Source organism: Streptomyces sp. WZ-12 (genome assembly GCF_028898845.1).
Classification (GTDB): Bacteria; Actinomycetota; Actinomycetes; order Streptomycetales; family Streptomycetaceae; genus Streptomyces.
In genome coordinates, this window is sequence record NZ_CP118574.1 from 5,596,307 (window position 1) to 5,615,714 (window position 19,408).

Below are 19,408 nucleotides of genomic sequence, written 5' to 3' on the forward strand. Positions count from 1 at the left end.
GGGCTCAGGGGGCCTGCGGCCGGCCTTGGGCTGGTGACGTCCAGCGGGGCCGTTCGCGGGCCTCTGGGGGCAAGGCAGAAGCGCCGCCCGGTCGCTGGGGTGCGACGGGGCGGCGCTTTGGGTGTCCGCGGGGGCTCAGTCCCGGAGGGAGCCGTTCGGGAGCTCCACCTTGGCGCCGAGCTCGACGAGCTTCGCCATGAAGTTCTCGTAGCCGCGGTTGATCAGGTCGATGCCGTGGACCCGGGAGGTGCCCTGGGCGGCCAGGGCCGCGATCAGGTACGAGAAGCCGCCGCGCAGGTCGGGGATGACCAGGTCGGAGCCCTGGAGCTTGGTGGGGCCGGAGACGACCGCGGAGTGCAGGAAGTTGCGCTGGCCGAAGCGGCAGGCGGAGCCGCCCAGGCACTCGCGGTAGAGCTGGATGTGGGCGCCCATCTGGTTGAGGGCGGAGGTGAAGCCGAGCCGGGACTCGTAGACCGTCTCGTGGACGATCGACAGGCCCGACGCCTGGGTCAGGGCGACCACCAGGGGCTGCTGCCAGTCGGTCTGGAAACCGGGGTGGACGTCGGTCTCCAGGGCGATGGCGTTCAGCGAGCCGCCCGGGTGCCAGAAGCGGATGCCCTCGTCGTCGATCTCGAAGGCGCCGCCGACCTTACGGAAGGTGTTCAGGAACGTCATCATCGAGCGCTGGTGGGCGCCGCGGACGTAGATGTTGCCCTCGGTGGCCAGCGCCGCGGACGCCCAGGAGGCGGCCTCCAGGCGGTCCGGGAGGGCGCGGTGGGTGTAGCCGTCCAGCTTCTCGACACCGGTGATCCGGATGGTCCGGTCGGTGTCCATGGAGATGATCGCGCCCATCTTCTGCAGGACGCAGATCAGGTCCTCGATCTCCGGCTCCACGGCGGCGTTCGACAGCTCGGTGACGCCCTCGGCCAGGACGGCGGTCAGCAGCACCTGCTCGGTCGAGCCGACCGACGGGTACGGCAGCCGGATCTTGGTCCCGCGCAGCCCGCGCGGCGCCTCCAGGTACTGCCCGTCGTCACGCTTCTCGATCTTGGCGCCGAACTGGCGCAGCACGTCGAAGTGGAAGTCCACCGGCCGGCCGCCGATGTCGCAGCCGCCCAGTCCCGGGATGAAGGCGTGGCCCAGTCGGTGCAGCAGCGGGCCGCAGAACAGGATCGGGATCCGCGAGGAGCCGGCGTGCGCGTCGATGTCCGCGACGTTGGCGCTCTCCACGTGCGAGGGGTCGAGGACCAGCTCGCCGGGCTCGTCCCCCGGGCGCACCGTGACGCCGTGCAGCTGCAACAGCCCGCGGACCACGCGGACGTCCCGGATGTCGGGCACGTTGCGCAGCCGGCTCGGACCGCTGCCCAGCAGGGCGGCGACCATGGCCTTGGGGACGAGGTTCTTCGCACCGCGAACCCGGATCTCGCCCTCCAGCGGGGTGCCGCCGTGGACAAGCAGTACGTCGTCAGTAGAGACGGTCATGGATCTCGCGTTCCTGGAGTCGGACTGGGCCACGAGAAATGGTAAGGGCGCCCGAGGGGGTGCCCGTGGCGGTGTCCCGGTCTCCACCGTGTAATGGCTTTGTCACAACACACTCCGCTACGGTCCGCCTTTGATTCGTAATCGCCTTTTGTGGCGAACGCGTTGAATGTCGCGAATGGTGCATCTGGGGGCAGAAGTCGTGCGCCGGGGCCTGCCGCCGTACGCCTGCCCTGCTCTCCCGGTGGGTCCGGGCGTTGACTCCCCCTTCCGGGCGGAAGTGCGGGATCATGTGGCCATGACCGAGGTGTCCTCGCTCACAGGGCGGCTGCTCGTCGCCACACCCGCGCTCGCCGACCCGAACTTCGACCGCGCGGTGGTGCTCCTCCTCGACCACGACGAGGAGGGTTCCCTCGGCGTGATCCTCAACCGCCCCACCCCGGTCGGTGTCGCCGACATCCTCGCCCCCTGGGCCGAGCTGGCCGGGGAGCCCGGCGTGGTCTTCCAGGGTGGCCCGGTCTCGTTGGACTCGGCGCTCGGGGTGGCCGTGGTGCCCGGCGGGCCGCCCGGTGAGGGCGCCGCGTCCGCCGGGAGCGGCACCCGTGCCGGCGCGTCCGCGGGCGCCGCGGGCGACGGGTTCCCGCAGGCCGCGGGCGCCGCGGACGGTGCCGGGCCCGGGGACGAGCCGCTGGGTTGGCGGCGGGTGCACGGCGCGATCGGGCTGGTGGACCTGGAGGCCCCGCCGGAGCTGCTGGCCACGGTCCTCGGCAGCCTGCGGATCTTCGCCGGGTACGCCGGCTGGGGCCCCGGCCAGTTGGAGGACGAGTTGGTGGAGGGGGCCTGGTACGTCGTCGAGTCCGAGCCGGGCGACGTCTCCTCGCCCGATCCCGAGCAGTTGTGGCGGGCCGTGCTGCGCCGGCAGCGCAACGAGCTGGCGATGGTGGCGACGTATCCGGACGATCCGTCGCTGAACTGAGCCGTTGAACTGCGCCGTTGAACTGAGTCGCTCAACTGACTCGCTGAACTGCGCCGGGCCGCCCGGGTGTTGCCGGGCGGCCCGGGTGCTTTGTGACGGCTTCGTCATGGGGGATTGTCAGACCCCGTCGCTATCGTTCGAGAGGTGGAGGAACGCTGCGCGGACGCGTCCCGGAACCACGGTTCCGGGCGGGTCGGGGACACCCGCATCGCGGTCGCGCCGGACGGACGGGGGAGAGCGTCATGCACAGGCCGAGCGTGCCGGGGGACCTGGACGATCCCGGGCGGGTATGGGCGCGGGCCGCGACGCTGGCGGTGGTCGCCGCGGCCACGGACGACGGGGACGAGTACACCGTCGGACCGCAGGGGCTGCACTGCTGGAACGGCGGCGGGGCGTACTGGTGGCGCCTGCGGGTGTACGAGGACGGCCGCGCGCTGCTCTGCGGCCATGACGCGGACGGCAGTTACACCCGCACCGGCGACCGGCGGATCGACTTCCTGGCCGGCGGCCCCGCGTGGCTGCCCAGGGAGCAGCTCCGGGCCGAGGCCGACGGGGACCTCCTCGGCTTCGTCTACTGGTACGAGGACGGCGGTTGGGCGCGCGCCCCGTATCCCGCCGCGCTGCCGGACGACGGGCTGGCGATGGCGATGAGCTGGGCGGCGCCCGGCGGGGCGGCGGTCGAGGAGATAACGGAGCGGCTGGTGGCCCTCATGGAGACCGAGGTGCACCCGGTGGCGGAGGTCCGCGCGTTCCTCGCGGCCGCCGCGGACCGCACGGTCGGCGCGGTGGACGTGGCCGCGCTGTTGGACGCGGTCTGCGGACGGGACTGCTGGTACGAGGTGCGCCCGCAGGCCGCGTTGGCGTTCGCCGCGGAGCTGGGGCTGACGGCCGGGGAGCGGGCCGGGGTGCCGGCGGTGGTGGCGTAGCGGCGGCCGGAGCGGTGGCGGCGCCGGTCAGGGGCGGGGCCCGCGGCACAGCGTGAGGAAGCGCGCGGCCAGCGGGTGGGCGTCGCGGGCCGGCAGGGCGAGGTGGACGGGCACCGGGGGCGCGTTCTTCAGCCGGACGTAGCGGATACCGGGGTGCGGATGGCGCTCGGCGACCGGTTCCGGAGCCACCCCGACCCCGTGACCGGCCGCCACCGCCTCCAGCCACTCGTCGAAGTTGCCCGCGGTGCAGGCGAGTTGGGGGCGCCGGTCGGCGGGCCACAGTTCGGGGCGGGTGGCGCCGGTGACGGTGTTGACCACCAGGGGGAGCTCCGCCAGCTCGGCCCAGTCCAGGACCCGGCGGCGGGCCAGGCTGCCCGGGGCGGCGGCGCGCGGCACGGCGGCCACCCGCGGCTCCCGGAGCAGGAGGGCGGTGCGCAGCCCGGCATCGGGCGGCACCTCGCCGCGCAGCACCGCCACGTCCGACTCCCCGGTCTCCAGTCCGGCCAGCGGAGCGTCCCGGCGGACGAGCCGGACGCCGGCCCCGGTCGCCGCCTCGAAGTCCGCGATCAGCGCACGGCAGGCGGTCGGCAGCAGGGAGGTGAAGCCCAGCCGCAGCAGCGCCGGTCCGGTGGGGGAGCGCAGCGCGGTGGCGAGCCGGGGGAGGAGCGGCGCGAGGTCGGCGTAGAGGCGGCGGCCGGCGTCGGTCAGGGCGACGTGGCGGGTCGTCCGGTCCAGCAGCCGGACGCCGAGGGCGGTCTCCAGGGCGCGGACGGCGCGGGTCAGTGCGGGCTGGCCGGTCCGCAGTCGGTCCGCGGCGTGGGTGAAGCTGCGCTCGTCGGCGACGGCCAGGAAGCCGCGCAGATGCCGGAGTTCGACGCCGTCGAGGATCGGGTCGGCGAGCGGATCGGCGTCCGGGGCGGTGGGGCCGTACGCGTCGTGGAGGGCGGGCGCGCCGTGTCGGGCGTCGTCGGGGGTGGGCCGCGCCGCGGTCCCGTCGTCGCAGATACCGCGGACACCATTCATGCGGCCCCAGCATAAGTGCTCCGTACGGGCATTTCCGCGGGCATCCGGAGACTTCCTACGTTTCCCCGCAGTGGTCCGCCCGGGGACCGGGGAGGGTCCCCGGCCCCGGTCCGGCCAGGGGAGTTGAGCGCGGTGCGCAAGGTCTGGCTGCTGACGCTGGGGGCGTTCACCCTCGGCCTGGACGCGTATGTGATGGCGGGGCTGCTACCGGTCCTCGCCCAGGACGTCGGGACCCGGCTGTCCCTGGCCGGTCAGTTGGTCACGGTCTTCACGCTCGCCTACGCGATCTGCGCGCCGCTGGTCGCCGGGCTGCTCTCCGGGGTGCGGCCCCGGCTGCTGATCCTGGCCGCGCTGGCGGTCTTCACCGTCGGCAACGGGCTGACCGCGCTGGCCCCTTCGCTGGGGGCGCTGCTCGCCGCCCGGATCGTCGCGGGCGCCGGCGCCGGGGTCTACTCCGCGCTGTCCACGGCGGCCGCCGCCGCGCTGGTCCCCGAGGCGAAGCGTGGCCGGGCGCTGGCCCTGGTGATGGGCGGGATGAGCGCCGGCACCGTATTGGGCGTGCCGATCGGGGTGTTGCTGGCCGAGCACACCGGCTGGCGGGCCACGCTCTGGCTGGTCACCGGGCTGGGCGCGGTCGCTCTCGGCGGGCTCACGGCGCTGTTGCCGCCGGTGCCGGCGGGGCCCGCGGTGCCCATGCGGGCCCGGCTCGCGGCCCTCACCGACCGCGCGGTGGCGCCGGTCGTCACGGTGTCCTTCCTCGCCGCGGTGGCCAGCCTCGGCCTCTACACCTACCTCGCGCCGGTGCTGGCCGCGGCCGGCGGCGTCCACGAGGTCACCCCCTACCTGTGGGCCTGGGGCGCCGGCGGGGTGCTGGGCAGCGTGCTGGCCGGACCGCTGGTGGACCGGACCGGTCGGGTGCGGCCGCTGGTCGGCGGGGTGCTGCTGGTGATCGTCGCCGCCCAGGCGCTGCTGCCGACGCTGGCCGGCGCGGTGCTGCCCGGCGCGGTGGTCGCGCTGGTGGCCTGGGGCACGGCAGGCTGGGCGCTCCAGGTGCCGCAGCAGCACCGGCTGCTGAAGGCCGCCGGTGAGGAGCGCGGCACCGTGGCCCTCGCGCTGAACAACTCGGCGCTCTACCTGGGCAGCGCGGTCGGCTCGGCGCTCGGCGGACTGGCCCTGGCGGCGGGGCTGGCGCCGGACGCGCTGCCGTGGGCTGCGGCCGGGGTCGCGGCCCTGGGGCTGGTGGTGCATCTGGCAGCGGGCCGACGCTCCCGGGGCGCGGCGGGCGTGAGTACCCTTGGCAGTTATGAGCACTCTTGAGCCCGAGCGCGGGGCAGGTACGGGGACCCTCGTAGAGCCGACACCGCAGGTGTCGCACGGCGACGGCGACCACGAGCGCTTCGCCCACTACGTCCAGAAGGACAAGATCATGGCGAGCGCGCTCGACGGCACGCCCGTCGTGGCGCTCTGCGGCAAGGTCTGGGTCCCGGGTCGCGACCCGAAGAAGTACCCGGTCTGCCCGCTGTGCAAGGAGATCTTCGAGTCCATGGGCGCCGGTGGCGACAAGGACAAGGGCAAGGACGGCGGCAAGAAGTAGCCGCCCCGGGCGGGCGGCCGCCCACAGGCCCGGCGCCGAGCGGCGTCGAGGCCCCGGAGCGCGGCCGGCCCACCCTCGGTCCGCACGGGCCCGGGTCCCTTGAGGGCCCGGGCCCGTTGCCGTGCCCGGACCGCCCGTCGCGGTGGCCCCGGCGGGCGCCGGCCCGGGGAGTGCGCGCCGACGGCTGTCGCCGCCGTGGTTTCCTTCCGCGGCGACGCGGTGAAGACTTCACGTCGTGACAGCTCTGGAGACCGATTCCCCCACAGGTCTGATCCCGGCGCCGCTCAGCCGCGACCTGGGCGACGGCGGGGCCCGCCCCCGGACCGTGCGGCTCGGCGCGCAGACCGCGCTGGCCGCCGCCCCCGGCACCGAGGACACCGCCCGCTGGCTGCGCGCCACCCTCGGCGCCGCCTTCGCCCTCCCGTTGCCGCCCGGCTCCGCCGAGGCGCCCGACACCCTGACGTTGGCCCTGGACGCGACGCTGCCGGCGGAGGGCTACCGGCTCGACGCCGACGCCCGCTGGGGCGTGCGCCTCACCGGCGGCAGCCCGGCCGGCGTCTTCTGGGGCGCGCAGACGCTCCGTCAGCTCCTCGGCCCGGCCGCCTTCCGGCGCTCCGCGCTCGACCCGGAGCGCGCCCCCGGGATGCCGGAGCAGACCATCGAGGACGCCCCCCGCTTCGGCTGGCGCGGCCTGATGCTGGACGTCGCCCGGCACTTCCTCCCCAAGGAAGGGGTGCTGCGCTACCTCGACCTGATGGCCGCCCACAAACTCAACGTCCTGCACTTCCACCTCACCGACGACCAGGGCTGGCGGATCGAGATCCGCCGCTACCCGCGGCTGACCGAGACCGGCGCCTGGCGCGAGCGCAGCAAACTCGGCCACCGCGACTCGCCGCTGTGGGACCCGCGCCCGCACGGCGGTTACTACACCCAGGACGATCTGCGCGAGATCGTCGCCTACGCCGCCGAGCGACAGATCACCGTCGTCCCCGAGATCGATATCCCCGGGCACTCGCAGGCCGCCATCGCGGCGTACCCGGAGCTGGGCAACACCGACGTCATCGACACCACCTCCCTGAAGGTCTGGGACACCTGGGGCGTAAGTCCCAACGTACTGGCGCCCACTGACACCACCCTGCGGTTCTACGAGCACGTGCTGGAGGAGGTGCTCGCCCTCTTCCCGTCCCGCTTCGTGCACGTGGGCGGCGACGAGTGCCCCAAGGAGCAGTGGCGGGCCTCGGCCACCGCCCAGGAGCGGATCGCGGAGCTGTCCCTGGACGGCGAGGACGGGCTGCAGAGCTGGTTCATCCGGCACTTCGACCGCTGGCTGACCGACCGCGGCCGCCGGCTGATCGGCTGGGACGAGATCCTCGAAGGGGGCCTGGCGGAGGGCGCGACGGTCTCCTCCTGGCGCGGGTACGAGGGCGGCATCGCCGCCGCCAAGGCCGGCCACGACGTCGTCATGTGCCCCTCGCAGCAGGTGTACTTGGACTACCGGCAGCACGCCTCGCCCGAGGAGCCGGTGCCGATCGGCTATGTGCGGACCCTGGAGGACGTCTACCGGTTCGAGCCGGTCCCGCCGCAGTTGACGCGCGAACAGGCCGAGCGGGTCCTGGGCACCCAGGCCAACGCCTGGTCCGAGGCGATGGACGGTCAACCGCGCCTGGACTACCAGCTCTTCCCGCGGCTGGTGGCGTTCGCCGAGGTGGCCTGGTCCCGGTTGCCGGCCCCGGAGGCCCGCGACTACCAGGACTTCACCGGCCGGATGACCGAGCACTACGCCCGCCTCGACGCCCTCGGCGTCGGCTACCGCCCGCCCGGTGGCCCCCTCCCGTGGCAGCGGCGTCCCGGCATCCTCGGACGCCCCTTCGACGGGTCGCCCCCAAACGTGTGAGCCCTCGTCCAAGGAGGGCGCCTGTCCGGCCGGACCCTGGAACGGTGGTGCCCGTTCACCGGAACCGGGGGGACGAATCCGGACCAGCGCCCTCTTCGGGACGGAACACCCTTCGCGCACCCTCGCGTACCGGGTCCGCGAAGATGTGCCAGAGTTGCCACGTCCGGGTCGTGAGCACGTACCGTACGGCGGAGCGGAATGCCGGGACACCGGGGAAGGGGCAGCTGGGTTGACCACGCACGCACCGCACGCGTCGCAATCGGTGACGTTGCCGGTCTCGCTCGACGAGGCGGTGGCGGCGTTGACGGCCATGCCCGCCGCCGTGCCCGTCGCGGGCGGCACGGACCTCATGGCGGCGGTCAACGCCGGACTCCTCAGACCAGCGGGCCTGGTGGGCCTCGGCCGGATCAGCGAGATCCGCGGCTGGCAATACCTGGACGGCCACGCGCTGCTGGGGGCGGGCCTCACCCTCGCCCGTATGGGACGCCCCGACTTCGCCGCGCTCATCCCGGGACTGGCCGCCGCGGCCCGCGCGGCCGGCCCGCCGCAGATCCGCAACGCCGGGACCCTCGGCGGCAACATCGTCAGTTGCGCCCCCACGGGCGACACCCTCCCGGTGCTCGCCGCCCTGGAGGCCACGGTCGTCATCGCCGGCCCCGGGGGCGCCCGCCGCGAGATCCCGGTCAGTCATCTGCTCACCGGCCGGGACATGTTGAGCCCCGGCGAGCTCGTCGGCTTCGTCCGGGTGCCGCTGCTGCACGCCCCGCAGACCTTCCTCAAGGCCACCGGGCGCACCGGCCCCGGCCGCGCCACCGCCTCCGTCGCGCTGGTCCTGGACCCGGCCCGGCGCTCGGTGCGCTGCGCGGTCGGCGCGGTCGCCGCCATGCCGCTGCGGCCCCTGGAGGCCGAGCAGTGGGTGGCCTCGCTCATCGACTGGGACGGCGAACGCGGCCTGGTCCCCGAGGCGCTGGCCGCCTTCGGCGACTACGTGGCCGCCGCCTGCATCCCCGACCCGGCGCCGCCGCAGGACGGCTCCGAACCGGCGGCCCTGCCGCCGGCCGCTCTGCACCTGCGCCGTACGGTGGCAGCCCTGGCCCGCCGCGCACTTGGGAGGGCGCTCTCGTGAGCGAAGCAGACAACCGCCGCCGGCAGCAGCCGCATCCGGAGCAGGGCTGGCAGCCGCTGCCGCCGGGCGGCGAGTACGAGGCGGAGGCGACCGCCTTCGTCCAGCTTCCGGAAGGCTTCACCACCGAGGCGTACGGGGCCGGTTACCGCACTCCGGGCAGCGACCCGTTGGCGGCCCCCGGCCACGGTTACACCCCGCCCGCCTCGTTCCCCGCGCACGCCCCCGCGCACCCGGGCGCCGGCACCGACCCGGCGGCGACCGGGCAGTGGACGATGCCGTTCGCCGACCAGTCCGCCGGGTACGCCGACCCCGCGGCCGGATACACCGACCAGACGGGCCGGCAGGAGCCCGCACCGCACCAGGGCCCGCCCGCCGGCTACCAGGCCAACGCGCCCGAGGGCGCCCAGCCGTGGGGCGGCGAGCAGGTGCACTGGCCGGTCGCCGGCAGTCCGGAGGCGGCCGGCGGAGCGTGGCGCGTGCCGGCGGCCGACGACGTCCTTGAGGAGTCCGGCGAGTACCGCGTCGGCGACGACCAGTTGACCGGCCACGGCGGCGCCGCGCCGCACGCCGACGGCGGCTACCCCGCGCCGTACGAGGGCACCGGGGTGCCGGGCCAGGGCGCCACAGGACACTGGAACTTCAGCGCCGGGCTGGACGCCACGAGCGGGGCCGGCACCGGCGCCGACGGGGGCGCTCCGGCCGGCGCGGGCGAGCCGTACCCGGCGCCCGCCGACGACCCGTACGCGCGGGGCGCCGCCGCGTCCGGTACGGGCGGGGCGACCGGCCACTGGTCGCTGCCCGCCGACGCGCTGGCCCAGTGGCCGCCGGCCGGGCAGCCGGTCCACCAGGAGGACGCGCCCACCGGCCAGGAAGGCGCCACGGAGGTGCCCGCCCCCGGGAGCGCCGAAAGCTGGTCGATCCCGGTGGTGGAGGGCGAACAGTCCGACACCACGGGGGAGTTCGTCGTCGACGCGGGCCGGGCGGCCGCCGCCCCGGAGGGCGAGCCCCACGCGCCGGCCGTCGAGCACGACGTGGCGGGGCCGGTGGCGCCCGCCGAGCGCGGCGCGGAGACGGCCCCCGAGGCGCCCGCGCGGGCGCTGCCCGCCGAGCCGGCGCCGGCGGGCCCGCAGGGCGCCCCCAAGGCCCCCGCGGCCGCAGTCCCGGACGTCGTCGAGGCCGGCCACCCGGAGGGCCCGGCCGCGGATCCCGTTGCGGATTCCGGCCCACCCCCCGCCGGGCCGACCGCCGTTGAGCCGGCGGCCCCGGCCACCGCCACGGACGCGCCGCCCGTCGAACCGGCCACCCCCGACGCCGAGGCCGCGACGGCGCACCCCGCGCCGTCCGAGCCGGCGCCGGCCGCCCCCGACGGCCACGACGAACACCCCTCCGCCTCCTACGTGTTGCGCGTCAACGGCGTCGACCGCCCGGTGACCGAGGCATGGATCGGCGAGTCGCTGCTGTACGTGCTGCGCGAGCGGCTCGGCCTGGCCGGGGCCAAGGACGGCTGCTCCCAAGGGGAGTGCGGGGCCTGTTCGGTCCAGGTGGACGGGCGGCTGGTCGCCTCCTGTCTGGTGCCCGCCGCCACCGCGGCCGGCAGCGAGGTCCGCACCGTCGAGGGGCTGGCGGAGAACGGCGTGCCCTCCGACGTCCAGCAGGCGCTCGCCGCCTCCGGGGCCGTGCAGTGCGGCTTCTGCGTACCGGGCATGGCGATGACCGTCCACGACCTGTTGGAGGGCAACCACGCCCCCACGGAGTTGGAGACCCGCAAGGCGCTCTGCGGCAACCTCTGCCGCTGTTCCGGCTACCGGGGGGTCCTGGACGCCGTCGCCGACGTCGTCGCGTCCCGCGCCGAGGCCGCCGGGGAGGCGCCGGCCGAGACCGCCCGCATCCCCCACCAGGCCGGTCCCGCCGACCCGATGGACGGGGCACCGCACCACCAGGAGCAGCAGCCGGGAGGCGCCGGATGAGTGAGACCACCAGGGGGTGCGCGCCTCGCGCCGTCGGGGGCGAGCGGAGTGGGGACGTGGCATGAGCGGTACGACTGACGGGGCCGGGGTCGGGGCCGCGACCGCGACGCCCGCGACGGGCGCCCAGATCCCCGTCGAACCGCCGGCGCAGGGGCTGGGCGTCTCCCTGGCGCCCGCCGACGCGGCGGCCAAGGCCGAGGGCACCTTCCCGTACGCCTCCGACCTGTGGGCCGAGGGCCTGTTGTGGGCGGCGGTGCTGCGCTCCCCGCACCCCCGGGCGCGGATCCGCTCCGTGGACACCCGGCACGCCACGGAGATGCCGGGCGTGCACGCGGTCGTCACCCACGAGGACGTGCCCGGCGACAAGGGGCACGGCCGGGGCACCGCCGACCGCCCGGTGTTCGCCAAGGACGAGGTCCGCCACCACGGTGAGCCGATCGCCGCGGTGGCCGCCGACCACCCCGACACGGCCCGGCTGGCGGCCGCCGCGATCGTCGTCGAGTACGAGGTCCAGGAGGCCGTCACCGACCCCCAACTCGCCTTCGAGGCCGAGCCGTTGCACCCGGATGGCAACCTCATCCGGCACATCCCGCTCCGCTTCGGCGACCCGGAGGCGGTCGGCGAGGTGATGGTCGAGGGCTTCTACCGGATCGGCCGCCAGGACCCCGCGCCCATCGGGGCCGAGGCCGGGCTCGCGGTGCCGCGGCCCGACGGCGGGGTGGAGATCTACTCCGCCTCCACCGACCCGCACACCGACCGCGATCTGGCCGCCGCCTCCTTCGGGCTGGCGCGGGAGCAGGTCCGGGTCGTGGTGACGGGCGTGCCCGGGGCCACCGCCGACCGCGAGGACCCCAGCGTCCAGTTGTCCCTGGGGCTGTTGGCGCTCCGTACGGGGTGCCCGGTGAAGCTGGCCGCCACCCGGGAGGAGTCCTTCCTCACCCACGCCCACCGTCACCCGACGCTGCTGCGCTACCGGCACCACGCCGACGCCGACGGCACGTTGGTGAAGGTGGAGGCGCAGATCCTGATGGACGCCGGGGCGTACGCGGACACCTCCTCCGAGGCGCTGGCCGCCGCGGTCTCGTTCGCCTGCGGCCCGTACGTCGTCCCGCACGCCGTCGTCGAGGGCTGGGCGGTGCGCACCAACAACCCGCCCTCCGGCCACCTGCGCGGCGAGGGCGCGCTCCAGGTCTGCGCCGCCTATGAGGGCCAGATGGACAAGCTGGCCGCCCAACTGGGCCTGGAGCCCGACGAGATCCGCCGGCGCAACGTGATGGCCACCGGCGACCTGTTGCCCACCGGGCAGACGGTCACCTGCCCCGCCCCGGTGGCCGAGCTGCTGACCGCCGTCACCGAGGCGCCGCTGCCGGAGCTGCCCAAGGACACCCCCGAGGCGGAGTGGCTGCTGCCGGGCGGGCCCGAGGGCGCGGGCGAGCCGGGCGCGGTCCGGCGCGGCGTCGGCTACGCCCTGGGCATGGTGCACATGCTCGGCGCGGAGGGCGCCGACGAGGTGTCCACCGCCACCGTCAAGGTCAGCGGTTCGGTCGCCACCGTCATCTGCGCCGCCGTGGAGACCGGTTCGGGCTTCGCCACCCTGGCGCGCCAGATCGTCCAGGAGACCCTGGGCGTGGAGGAGGTGCACGTCGCGGGCGTGGACACCGACCAGCCGCCGGCCGGTCGGGCCTGCCACAGCCGGCACACCTGGGTCTCCGGCGGGGCGATCGAGCGGGCCGCGAAGATGGTCCGCACCCAGCTCCTCCAGCCGCTGGCCCACAAGTTCGGGATGTCCACCGAGCTGCTGCAGATCGCCGACGGCAAGATCACCTCGTACGACGGGGTGCTCAGCACCACCGTCGCCGAGGCGCTGGACGGCAAGGAGCTGTGGGCCACCGCGCAGTGCCGGCCGCATCCGACCGAGCCGCTGGACGAGACCGGCCAGGGCGATGCGTTCGTCGGCCTGGTCTTCTGCGCGATCCGCTGTGTCGCCGATGTGGACATCGAGTTGGGCACGGTGCGGGTGGTGGAGATGACCGTGGCCCAGGACGTGGGGCGGGTGCTCAACCCGCGCCAGTTGCGCGCCCGGATCGAGGCCGGGGTGACCCAGGGCCTGGGGGCCGCGCTGATGGAGAACCTCCGCACCACCCGCGGCCAGGTCCGCCATCCCGACCTGACCGGTTATGCGCTGCCGACCTCACTGGACGCCCCGGACATCCGGATCGCCAAGCTGGTCGAGGAGCGCGATGTGGTCGCCCCGTTCGGCGCCAAGGCGGTCAGCGCGGTGCCGGTGGTGACCTCGCCGGCCGCGGTGGCGTCGGCGGTCCGCGCCGCGACCGGCCGGCCGATCGGCCGCCTGCCGATCCGACCGCAGGCGGCGGTGGCGCAGCCGGTGCAACTGCCCTAGTGACGCCGTGGCGTTGCAGCCCGCCCGTTGACGCCTGCCTCTTGAGGCCCGCCCGTTGATGCCGTCGCGCCGAGGTCGCGCGGCGGCGGTGCGTCGACGGAGGTTTTCCGCCACCTGCCGAGGGGCCGGTTCGCCGGCCCGCTCGGCCGCCTGCGTTCCACGTACCGAAACGGCGCGCTCCGTTTCACGACGTCCACGGGGACGGGCGGAGCCGCGCCGCCAACCGCCGGTGCCGCAACGGGAGCGGGGCAGCAACCACCGTCACCACAACGGGAGTTGGGTGCACCCGCCGTTGCGGAGCGCCGTCCGCTCGGCCGCCAACGCGGCTGCGGGGGACCGCAGTTCCGCCGGAAACCTGAAGCGATCTGCATAAAGGAACACCGGGTGAACCCCCATGGAAAAGCAGGTGAAGGTAGCGTCTGCCCCTTGAGAACTCAACAGGGGGAGGGTGAAGAAGACGGAGTTCACCACTCCAGACAGTGCGGGCGTCGTCGGTGCCGGTCCGGCACGGCGCAGGCCCGTCGCATTCCGCCCGCGGCGGTCCCGGATGCGTCCAGGGGCCGCCGCGGGCCGTTTGACCGGAGCCGACCGCGCGCCTGCGCGGTCGGCTCTCCTCATGCCACCGCGGCGCCGGGTCTCTTCCCTTTGTTCAAGGAGGAATTGATGCTCACTGACACCGATGGACTGTTCGAAGCCCTGCGGGCCCTGGAGTTACCGCGCGGCGAATACGTGGTGTGCGGCTCCGCCGCGCTCTATGTGCGGGGGTTACGGCCGCGGATGGGCGATCTCGACGTCCTGGCCCGGGGCGCGGCCTGGCAGAGAGCCCTGACCATAGGCGCCCCGCAGCCCACCGTGTCCGGCCACGGCCTGCGGGTCCTGCACCCCACGGCCGCGATCGAGATCGTGGACCGCTGGACGCCGGGCTGGTCCACCGACCGCCTGATCGAGGAGGCCGACCGCATCGACGGCATCCCCTTCATGCGCCTGGGCGACGTCTGGCGCTGGAAGAACGAGGCCCGCCGCCCGAAGGACCTGCCCGACATCGCCGCCATCAACCGCCTCCACCGAGCCTGGACCGGCCCGCCGGCCACGTGCGGCTGACGGGCCGGCCCGGCCGGCCTGCCGGGGTGGTGGCGGGCCCCGGCGGGGCAACTCGGGTGCGGGGGCGTTCTCTTGGAGGCCGTGGCGGGATTCGAACCCACGTAACTCGCTTTGCAGGCGAGTCCCTGAACCACTCGGGCACACGGCCGGTGTGCGGTGCGTTCCCGACTCTAGGCCGGTGGGTGGGGGGTCGGACAAGGGGTGCGGGCGGGCCGCCATGAGGCTGCAACACGTGGTTCATGAACGGGTGGTGACCGTCGGCCGGGCCGAGGGGCGACTCGTGGCGTAAGACCGACGGCCTAGGTGATCCCCGTCTCCGGACAGGGGCGCAGTGCTTCTACGGCCCTTACGCTGGCCCGATGACCGCTGACCCTTCGAGCCCCGCAGACGCGGCCGCCACGGCCGCGACGGGCAGCACCGCCGCACCCGCCACCGAGCACCGGAACCAGGAACGGAACGGGGAACGGAACGAGGAACGGGCGCCGTCCGCGGGCGGCGTTCTCGGGCGGGATCACCGGGCGCTGACGCTCGGGATCGTCTCCGTCGTCTCGTTGATCGCCTTCGAGGCCAGCGCGGTGAACACCGCGATGCCGGTGGCCGCCCGTGCCCTCGACGGGATCGGGCTGTACGCGTTCGCCTTCTCGGCGTTCTTCACGGCCAGCCTGTTCGCGATGGCGCTCGCCGGGGTGTGGAGCGACCGGCGGGGGCCGCTGGCGCCGTTGTTCAGCGGGATCGCCGCGTTCGGCGCGGGGCTGCTGGTCGCGGGCGGGGCGCAGAACATGGGCATGTTCGTCGCCGGGCGCGGCGTCCAGGGGCTGGGCGGCGGCCTGGCGGTGGTGTCGCTGTACGTGGTGGTCGGCCGGGGCTATCCCGAGCGGCTGCGGCCGTCGGTCATGGCGTCGTTCTCGGCGGCCTGGGTGGTGCCGGTGATCGTCGGGCCGTTGGTCGCCGGGACGATCACCGAACAGGTCGGCTGGCGCTGGGTGTTCCTGTCCATACCGGTGCTGATACTCCTGCCGCTCGCGGTGATGCTGCCGGCGCTGCGGAAGCTGCCGCGGACCGTGCCGGGACCGGACGGCGGCTTCCGGCGGATCCTCGGCAGCCGCCGCTGCCTGCTGGCGCTGGCGGTCGCGGTGGGGGCGTCGCTGTTGCAGTACGCCGGCCAGCACATCGGCTGGTCCGCGCTGCTGCCGGCCGCCGTCGGGTTGGCGCTGCTGGCCCCGGCCATCGTGCGGCTGCTGCCGCCCGGCACGTTCCGGGCCGGCCGCGGGCTGCCGGCCGTGGTGCTGATGCGGGGCCTGGCGGCCGGCGCGCTGGTCGCCGCCGAGAGCTTCATCCCGCTGCTGCTGGTCAGTCAGCGCGGGTTGTCCACGACCTTGGCCGGGCTCTCGCTCACCGGCGGCGGACTGACCTGGGCGCTCGGCTCCTACGTCCAGAGCCGCCCGGGCCTGGAGCGGCACCGGGAGCGGCTGATGGGGCTGGGCATGGCCCTGTTGGCGACGGCGATCGTGCTGGTGCCGCTGGTGCTGATCGACGGGGTGCCGGTCTGGATCGTGGCCGCGGCGTGGACGATCGGCGGGTTCGGGATGGGGCTGAACATCTCCAGCGGCGGCGTGCTGCTGCTGAAGCTGTCCCGCCTGGAGGAGGCCGGCAGCAACTCCTCGTCGCTCCAGATGTCCGACGCGCTGGGCAATGTGACCTTCGTCGGCGTCAGCGGGGTGCTCTTCGTGGCCTTCGGCGGCGGCTCGACCGCCGCGGCCGGTGCGGCGTCGACCGCCTCCGCAGTGAGCCACCCCGCGGCGTTCCTGGCGGTCTTCGCGGCGATGGCGGTGGTCGCGGCGACTGGCGCGGCGGTCGCCACCCGGCTGCGGCCGAGGGCGGGTTAGTGCCCCGCGCCCCCGACGCGCTGTGAGACGCAACCCCCGGGTGTGACCCCGGATGTGACCCCGGATGTGACCTCCCTCCCACCCTCGGGCGGGAGCGGGCGTTCGGCGGTGGGCGGCCAGCGGGGCACCGGTAGGCTGACGCGGTTGCCGATCGCCGACCTCAGCCGACGGAGACCGTGACTACCAGCAGCGCCACCAACAGCCATCACCTGTCCCCGGCCTTCCCGGGGCGGGCCCCTTGGGGTACCGCGAACAAGCTGCGTGCCTGGCAGCAGGCGGCCATGGACCGGTACATCCAGACCCAGCCCCGGGACTTCCTCGCCGTGGCCACCCCCGGCGCCGGGAAGACCACCTTCGCGCTCACCCTCGCCTCGTGGCTGCTGCACCATCACGTCGTGCAGCAGGTGACGGTGGTCGCGCCCACCGAGCACCTCAAGAAGCAGTGGGCGGAGGCCGCGGCCCGGATCGGGATCAAGCTCGATCCGGAGTACAGCGCCGGCCCGTTGAGCCGCGAGTACCACGGCATCGCGATCACCTACGCCGGCGTCGGCGTCCGCCCGATGCTGCACCGCAACCGCATCGAGCAGCGCAAGACGCTGGTCATCCTGGACGAGATCCACCACGCCGGCGACTCCAAGTCGTGGGGCGAGGCGTGCCTGGAGGCGTTCGAGCCGGCGACCCGGCGGCTGGCGCTGACCGGCACCCCGTTCCGCTCCGACACCAACCCGATCCCGTTCGTGTCGTACGAGGAGGGCAACGACGGCATCCGCCGGTCGTCCGCCGACTACACCTACGGCTACGGCAACGCGCTGTCCGACGGCGTCGTCCGGCCGGTGATATTCCTCTCCTACAGCGGCAACATGCGCTGGCGCACCAAGGCCGGCGACGAGATCGCGGCGCGGCTGGGCGAGCCGATGACCAAGGACGCGGTCTCCCAGGCGTGGCGCACCGCGCTGGACCCGCGCGGCGAGTGGATGCCGAACGTGCTGCGGGCCGCCGACCGCCGGCTGACCGAGGTCCGCAAGGCCATTCCCGACGCCGGCGCGCTGGTCATCGCCTCCGACCAGGAGCAGGCCCGGGCGTACGCCAAGCTGATCCGGGAGATCACCGGCGAGGGCGCGACCCTGGTGCTCTCCGACGACACGGGCGCCTCGCAGCGCATCGACGACTTCGCGCACTCCGACGACCGCTGGATGGTCGCGGTCCGGATGGTGTCCGAGGGCGTCGACGTCCCCCGGCTCGCGGTCGGCGTCTACGCGACCACGATCTCCACCCCGCTGTTCTTCGCGCAGGCGGTCGGCCGCTTCGTGCGGTCCCGCAAGCGCGGCGAGACCGCGTCCGTCTTCCTGCCCACCGTCCCGATGCTGCTCGGCTTCGCGGGCGAGATGGAGGTCGAGCGCGACCACGTCCTGGACAAGCCGAAGAAGGACGGCGAGGAGGACCCGTACGCCGAGTCCGAGAAGGAGATGGACGAGGCGAACAAGGAGCAGGACGAGGACACCGGGGAGCAGGAGCAGTTCTCGTTCGAGGCGCTGGAGTCGGAGGCGGTCTTCGACCGGGTGCTCTACGACGGCGCCGAGTTCGGCATGCAGGCGCACGCCGGCAGCGAGGAGGAGCAGGACTACCTGGGCATTCCGGGGCTGTTGGAGCCCGACCAGGTCCAACTGCTGCTGCAGAAGCGGCAGGCCCGGCAGATCGCGCACAGTCGGAAGAAGCCGGACAGCGAGGCGGACCTGCTGGAGATCCCCGCCGAGCGGCGGCCGGTGGTCACGCACAAGGAGTTGCTGGAGCTCCGCAAGCAGCTCAACACGCTGGTCGGCGCGTACGTTCACCAGAGCGGCAAGCCGCACGGGGTGATCCACACCGAGCTGCGCCGGGTGTGCGGCGGCCCGCCGAGCGCGGAGGCGACCGCGGGGCAGCTCAACGAGCGGATCAGCAAGGTCCGGGAGTGGGCCACGCGGATGCGGTGACGGCGGTGCCCGGGGGCGCATCGTCCGGCCGCGCCGGGGAGTTCTCGTGAGGATTCCGTAGGGAGTTGGTGTGCGGACCCGTCCGGGCGCGCGCCGCGGACCGCGCGGCCGGGGCGTGCGCGCGGGGCGCACCGGCGCGCCCACGGTAGTGACGGGAGGAACGGCGGTGCGGACGAAAGCGGATATTCCGGGCGACAGAGACCGGATTCTGGACGTGCTCTTCCGCTGAGCGGAGCAGCTCGCTACTGTCCGGCTCACGCACACGCCCCGTGGCAGCGTCGCCGCGGAGCGCAGCCGGTGCAAAGCGGCCGGCGGCCCATGGGCACTGTTCCGGGACGAGCAGCGCTCCTTACGTACGGACGCCGCCAACTCACTTCAGGAGGGGGCGTCGTGACCGCGGAGACCTCCCAGACGCTCGACCGGGGACTGCGCGTCCTCAAACTTCTCGCCGACACCGACCACGGGCTGACCGTGACCGAGCTCTCGCACAAGCTCGGCGTCAACCGCACCGTGGTCTACCGCCTGTTGGCCACGCTGGAGCAGCACGCCCTGGTGCGCCGGGACGCCGGCGGCCGGGCCCGGGTGGGCCTCGGCGTGCTGCGTCTGGGCCGCCAGGTCCACCCGTTGGTCCGGGAGGCCGCGCTGCCCGCGCTGCGCTCGCTCGCCGAGGACGTCGGCGCCACCGCCCACCTCACCCTGGTCGACGGCACCGAGGCGCTGGCGGTCGCGGTGGTCGAGCCGACCTGGACCGACTACCACGTCGCCTACCGCGCCGGCTTCCGTCACCCGCTGGACCGCGGCGCCGCCGGCCGGGCCATACTCAAGGCCCGCCAGGGCCGCCTCCATGACGCCGGACTCGCCCTGACGCACGGTGAGTTGGAGGCCGGCGCCAGCGGCGCCGCGGCCCCGCTGCTGGGGGTCAGCGGCATAGAGGGCAGCGTCGGCGTGGTGATGCTGACGGACAGCGTCGCGGAGCGGATCGGGCCGCGGGTGGTGGACGCGGCCCGGGAGGTCGCCGAGGCGCTGCGCTGACGGGCCCCGGCCCGCGGTGACGCGCGGATTCCG

14 protein-coding genes and 1 tRNA gene are annotated in these 19,408 nt (G+C 74.6%); 12 read left to right on the plus strand and 3 right to left on the minus strand.

From position 1 onward, the window contains the following. Window positions 1-135: 135 nt before the first annotated feature. Window positions 136-1,482, minus strand: coding sequence for a UDP-N-acetylglucosamine 1-carboxyvinyltransferase (murA, locus tag PV796_RS24190; RefSeq protein ID WP_274915462.1), 1,347 nt, complete (start codon window positions 1,480-1,482; stop codon window positions 136-138). A gap of 295 nt (window positions 1,483-1,777) precedes the next feature. Between murA and PV796_RS24195 the strand changes: the two genes are divergently transcribed. Next, a complete protein-coding gene (locus PV796_RS24195) occupies window positions 1,778-2,455 on the plus strand; it encodes a YqgE/AlgH family protein (protein WP_274915463.1) in 678 nt (225 codons plus the stop codon). A gap of 242 nt (window positions 2,456-2,697) precedes the next feature. Beyond that, on the plus strand, window positions 2,698-3,381 hold the full coding sequence (locus tag PV796_RS24200) for a hypothetical protein (protein WP_274915465.1): 684 nt from the start codon (window positions 2,698-2,700) through the stop codon (window positions 3,379-3,381). Between the two features lie 27 nt (window positions 3,382-3,408). Here the strand turns inward: PV796_RS24200 and PV796_RS24205 are convergent, their stop codons facing one another. Further along, a complete protein-coding gene (locus PV796_RS24205; RefSeq protein WP_274915466.1) occupies window positions 3,409-4,404 on the minus strand; it encodes a LysR family transcriptional regulator in 996 nt (331 codons plus the stop codon). Window positions 4,405-4,536: 132 nt separating this feature from the next. On the opposite strand from PV796_RS24205, the gene PV796_RS24210 reads away from it, so the two are divergent. From PV796_RS24210 to PV796_RS24240, 7 genes are all read left to right on the plus strand, one after another. Beyond that, entirely contained in the window at window positions 4,537-5,721 is a 1,185-nt protein-coding gene (locus PV796_RS24210; RefSeq protein WP_274915468.1) for an MFS transporter, read from the plus strand. After that, on the plus strand, window positions 5,708-5,998 hold the full coding sequence (locus tag PV796_RS24215) for a DUF3039 domain-containing protein (protein WP_274915470.1): 291 nt from the start codon (window positions 5,708-5,710) through the stop codon (window positions 5,996-5,998). Before PV796_RS24210 ends, PV796_RS24215 begins: the two co-directional genes overlap by 14 nt. Before the next feature lie 235 nt (window positions 5,999-6,233). Further along, window positions 6,234-7,892: a beta-N-acetylhexosaminidase gene (locus tag PV796_RS24220; protein ID WP_274915472.1), complete on the plus strand. Its 1,659-nt coding sequence runs from the start codon at window positions 6,234-6,236 to the stop codon at window positions 7,890-7,892. A 229-nt stretch (window positions 7,893-8,121) separates the two neighbouring features. Beyond that, window positions 8,122-9,018 carry an FAD binding domain-containing protein gene (locus PV796_RS24225; RefSeq protein ID WP_274915474.1) on the plus strand — a complete coding sequence of 299 codons (897 nt, stop codon included), beginning with the start codon at window positions 8,122-8,124 and terminating at the stop codon, window positions 9,016-9,018. Next, a complete protein-coding gene (locus PV796_RS24230; RefSeq protein WP_274915476.1) occupies window positions 9,015-10,985 on the plus strand; it encodes a 2Fe-2S iron-sulfur cluster-binding protein in 1,971 nt (656 codons plus the stop codon). The genes PV796_RS24225 and PV796_RS24230 overlap by 4 nt, the downstream gene beginning before the upstream one ends. Before the next feature lie 61 nt (window positions 10,986-11,046). After that, window positions 11,047-13,386 carry a xanthine dehydrogenase family protein molybdopterin-binding subunit gene (locus tag PV796_RS24235; RefSeq protein WP_274915477.1) on the plus strand — a complete coding sequence of 780 codons (2,340 nt, stop codon included), beginning with the start codon at window positions 11,047-11,049 and terminating at the stop codon, window positions 13,384-13,386. A 663-nt stretch (window positions 13,387-14,049) separates the two neighbouring features. Then, window positions 14,050-14,487, plus strand: a complete 438-nt coding sequence (locus tag PV796_RS24240; protein ID WP_274915478.1) for a hypothetical protein — start codon at window positions 14,050-14,052, stop codon at window positions 14,485-14,487. Between the two features lie 73 nt (window positions 14,488-14,560). Here the strand turns inward: PV796_RS24240 and PV796_RS24245 are convergent. Beyond that, window positions 14,561-14,635 (minus strand) — tRNA-Cys (locus PV796_RS24245). A gap of 211 nt (window positions 14,636-14,846) precedes the next feature. Between PV796_RS24245 and PV796_RS24250 the strand changes: the two genes are divergently transcribed. From PV796_RS24250 to PV796_RS24260, 3 genes are all read left to right on the plus strand, one after another. Continuing rightward, complete coding sequence (locus PV796_RS24250; RefSeq protein WP_274915480.1) at window positions 14,847-16,373, plus strand: MFS transporter; 1,527 nt, start codon at window positions 14,847-14,849, stop codon at window positions 16,371-16,373. Window positions 16,374-16,549: 176 nt separating this feature from the next. After that, complete coding sequence (locus tag PV796_RS24255) at window positions 16,550-18,343, plus strand: DEAD/DEAH box helicase (protein WP_274915481.1); 1,794 nt, start codon at window positions 16,550-16,552, stop codon at window positions 18,341-18,343. Window positions 18,344-18,733: 390 nt separating this feature from the next. Then, window positions 18,734-19,375, plus strand: coding sequence for an IclR family transcriptional regulator (locus PV796_RS24260; RefSeq protein WP_274915482.1), 642 nt, complete (start codon window positions 18,734-18,736; stop codon window positions 19,373-19,375). The last annotated feature ends 33 nt before the right edge of the window (window positions 19,376-19,408 follow it).

Coding starts and splice junctions, on each gene's coding strand:
- murA (WP_274915462.1), bottom strand. CDS start 1,482: ATGACCGTCTCTACTGACGACGTACTGCTTGTCCACGGCGGCACCCCG.
- PV796_RS24195 (WP_274915463.1), top strand. CDS start 1,778: ATGACCGAGGTGTCCTCGCTCACAGGGCGGCTGCTCGTCGCCACACCC.
- PV796_RS24200 (WP_274915465.1), top strand. CDS start 2,698: ATGCACAGGCCGAGCGTGCCGGGGGACCTGGACGATCCCGGGCGGGTA.
- PV796_RS24205 (WP_274915466.1), bottom strand. CDS start 4,404: ATGAATGGTGTCCGCGGTATCTGCGACGACGGGACCGCGGCGCGGCCC.
- PV796_RS24215 (WP_274915470.1), top strand. CDS start 5,708: ATGAGCACTCTTGAGCCCGAGCGCGGGGCAGGTACGGGGACCCTCGTA.
- PV796_RS24235 (WP_274915477.1), top strand. CDS start 11,047: ATGAGCGGTACGACTGACGGGGCCGGGGTCGGGGCCGCGACCGCGACG.
- PV796_RS24240 (WP_274915478.1), top strand. CDS start 14,050: ATGCTCACTGACACCGATGGACTGTTCGAAGCCCTGCGGGCCCTGGAG.
- PV796_RS24250 (WP_274915480.1), top strand. CDS start 14,847: ATGACCGCTGACCCTTCGAGCCCCGCAGACGCGGCCGCCACGGCCGCG.